Origin of the sequence: Streptomyces sp. NPDC050625 (genome assembly GCF_040654755.1) — a bacterium.
In the GTDB taxonomy this organism is placed as follows: Bacteria; Actinomycetota; Actinomycetes; order Streptomycetales; family Streptomycetaceae; genus Streptomyces.
In genome coordinates this window covers 1-2,708 of the sequence record NZ_JBFAIQ010000107.1, presented here as the reverse complement: position 1 = coordinate 2,708, position 2,708 = coordinate 1, and the positions used below count along the sequence as shown (strand labels likewise).

General features: G+C 70.8%; 4 protein-coding genes and 2 pseudogenes. 3 read left to right on the top strand and 3 right to left on the bottom strand.

The window, feature by feature from the left end; all coding sequences use genetic code 11:
• Positions 1-17: 17 nt before the first annotated feature.
• Positions 18-407, bottom strand: coding sequence for a DUF6233 domain-containing protein (locus AB0I54_RS48050; protein WP_363302739.1), 390 nt, complete (start codon positions 405-407; stop codon positions 18-20).
• Between the two features lie 85 nt (positions 408-492).
• Between AB0I54_RS48050 and AB0I54_RS48045 the strand changes: the two genes are divergently transcribed.
• Together AB0I54_RS48045 and AB0I54_RS48040 are read left to right on the top strand one after the other, a co-directional pair.
• Complete coding sequence (locus AB0I54_RS48045) at positions 493-1,509, top strand: hypothetical protein (protein ID WP_363302738.1); 1,017 nt, start codon at positions 493-495, stop codon at positions 1,507-1,509.
• Positions 1,510-1,524: 15 nt separating this feature from the next.
• Positions 1,525-1,710: a hypothetical protein gene (locus tag AB0I54_RS48040; protein WP_363302737.1), complete on the top strand. Its 186-nt coding sequence runs from the start codon at positions 1,525-1,527 to the stop codon at positions 1,708-1,710.
• A gap of 18 nt (positions 1,711-1,728) precedes the next feature.
• Here the strand turns inward: AB0I54_RS48040 and AB0I54_RS48035 are convergent, their stop codons facing one another.
• A complete protein-coding gene (locus tag AB0I54_RS48035) occupies positions 1,729-2,058 on the bottom strand; it encodes a hypothetical protein (protein WP_363302736.1) in 330 nt (109 codons plus the stop codon).
• Positions 2,059-2,103: 45 nt separating this feature from the next.
• A pseudogene (locus AB0I54_RS48030) lies at positions 2,104-2,406 on the bottom strand (DDE-type integrase/transposase/recombinase); the annotation flags it as partial.
• A gap of 21 nt (positions 2,407-2,427) precedes the next feature.
• Here AB0I54_RS48030 and AB0I54_RS48025 point away from each other — a divergent pair.
• Positions 2,428-2,708, top strand: a pseudogene (locus tag AB0I54_RS48025) (glycoside hydrolase family 2); the annotation flags it as partial.

The following is a 2,708-nucleotide window of genomic DNA, read 5'->3' as shown; positions in this document are numbered from 1 at the left end:
ACTCCAGTGTGGGCCGCTCACTGGGCTGGCGGCGGCCCGGGCAGCGCGGCGGCGGCCAGGGCGGCTAATAAGTCGAGGATGTGCAGCCGGACGTCGGGCTGGCAGTGGCTGCACGCCCGCAGCCCTGTGGCGAGCAGCCGGCGGGCTTCCTCGTGGCTGACCGTACGACGTCGCTCGCCCGCCATGTGGCAGTCGCCGGCGTGAACCTGGACGGGTGGCCGGCCCGTGCCGATGCCGAGTTCCACGATCCAGTCCGGGGGTCGCGGACGGTTGCGCTGCCCGTATTCGTGTTCGGCATGCCTCCGCTCCAGGGCTGCGATCTTGCGGTCGATGCGGGCCAGCCACATCGCGTGCCACATCCGCAGGGTGTGCAGGCGCTCCAGGTCGGGCGGCAGGTCATCGAACACATTTCCGATTCTAGAGTCGCGATCGTCTGCCTGTGCACTCGCGTGTTCGATTTTCTGTTCGATAATCTGATGGTGGGAGGTGGACATGGTGAACGCGGAGACGCCGCTCGGCGTGCAGCCGTCGGTGATGCATGTGCGCTGCCCGGACCGGCTGCCCGAGGACACCTACCGGCAGGTGCTGGAGCTCCTGGCGGACATGTCCCCGGTGGTCCAGGCCCTGCCTCCGTCCGCGGCGCTGGTGGAGCTCAAGGGTGCCCTGCGCTATCACGGCGTCGGCGCCCGCCGGCTCGGTGAGGTCCTGCGGGTGCGGGCCATCTCGCTCCTGGGTGTAGACGTCCGCGTGGGCGTCGGGCCGACCATCACGGTCGCGGCCACCGCCTCCGGACAGATCGTCGGCCCCGGCGGGGTCCTCGCGATCGCACCCGAGCATGCCGCCGGCTGGCTCGCCCCGCTGCCGGTTCAGGCTCTGCACGGCATCGGCCCCCGCCAGGCAGAGGCACTGCACGACTACGGCATCCACAGCGTCGGCCTGCTTGCCGCCGTCCCGCCCGCCACCGTGCAGCGCCTCCTCGGCGGCCGCGCCGGACGCACAGCCGTCGACCGGGCCCGCGGCTTCGACCCGCGCCTCGTCGTGCCCCGCGCCCTGCCAGCCTCCGCGACCGTCCGCCACCGCTTTGACCGGCACACCCTGGACGGCGCCGCCGTCCGCGCGGCCCTGCTCGACCTGGTCGTCCAGCTCGGCGTGCTGCTGCGCGGCCGCGGCCAGGCAGCCCGCGCCCTCACCCTGACCCTGAAGTTCGCCGGCGGCACCCGGTGGGAGAAGACCCGCCGCCTGATCGAGGCATCCGCACACGACGAAGACCTGCGCACTCTCGCCTACCAGCTGATGGACGCCGCCGGACTGCAACGCGGCCGCCTGACCGGCTTCACACTCACGGGCGAGGACCTCGCCGACGCCGACCAGGTCGCCGAGCAGATCACCCTGGACCATGCCCGCGAGGCCCGCCTCGTCGCAGAAGCCGCCATGGACCGCATCCGCGCCAAGTTCGGCCCCACCGCCATCGGCCCCGCCACGACCGTACCGCTGCACCGCGCGTCCTGACCGCCCGTCCTGCCCGTGGAGGTGGCCGACTGCTCGAAGGGCAGCTGCGGCGAGCTGGAGTACCACCCCGTGCGACCGGACCTGGTGGCGGACTTCCTCGCCGACACCGCGGTCGACGAGGCCCGCTACCGTCACCCCGTTCATTTCCTGCGGTTGCGCGAGTACCTCACCGTGCAGCAGGTCCCGCCTTTCGGTACCTGACCGTGCTCCGCGGTGCAGTCACGCGGAGGCGGGAAGGCCTGGCTCGGCACTCAACCCCCACGAGATCGAATGGTGGCAAAATCGACATATTGAGTCTGGTGGGTGGGAAGGGTGGATCTGGACGCTGTCGTGGATGAGCTGTACGGCCTTGCGCCGGGTGACTTCACCGCCGCCCGCGACAAGCGTGCCAAGGCCGCCCGTGCTGCTGGCGACCGTGGGCTGGCCGACCAGATCCGTCGTCTGCGCCGCCCGACCCTGGGGGCGTGGGCCAGCAATCTGCTGGTGCGTGAGCAGCCCGATGAGGTGCAGCGGCTGCTGCAGCTCGGTGAGGCGCTGCGCCAGGCCCACCAGGATCTGGACGGCGAGCAGCTACGCGAGCTGTCGGCGCAGCAGTCACATAAGCCGGTGTTGCATCCACTGGTTGAACCTGGTTTGACTGCCCGCGTCCGAGTGATGAACGAGCCCGGGGCGTGCCGGAATGCCAGCCCGGTCGCGGCGCCACAAGGCCATGTCGAGGGCGTCGAGGACGAGCTTGGCCCGCTTGCTGGTCGCGGCCGACCAGCCGACGATCCCTCGGGAGAACACGTCCACGACGAAGGCGACGTAGACGATGCCGGACCAGGTTGCGACATAGGTGAAGTCGGCTACCCACCGCTCGTTCGGACCGGACGCGGTGAAGTCGCGTCTGAGCAGGTCAGAAGCTGCCACTTCGACGCCGTGATCGGCGGCGCCACCTGGCCCCTGGGCGACGCGAAACTGGACCCCGCCGACCCGCGGACCCTGCTGGTCGTGCTGAAGGAGCCCGTCGTCGGCAACAAGACCGGCACCGCGCCCGGCCTCGCCGACATCCGCTACGACGGCAAGGGCGGTCTGACCGGCACGGACGGCAACGTTGTCAGCTCCTTCTGGAGCAGCGGCGCCAACAAGTCCACCTACGAGCTGCGCACCAAGTGGGCCGACGACGTCTCGCCGGGCAACGCCCACCTGGAGTACCCACG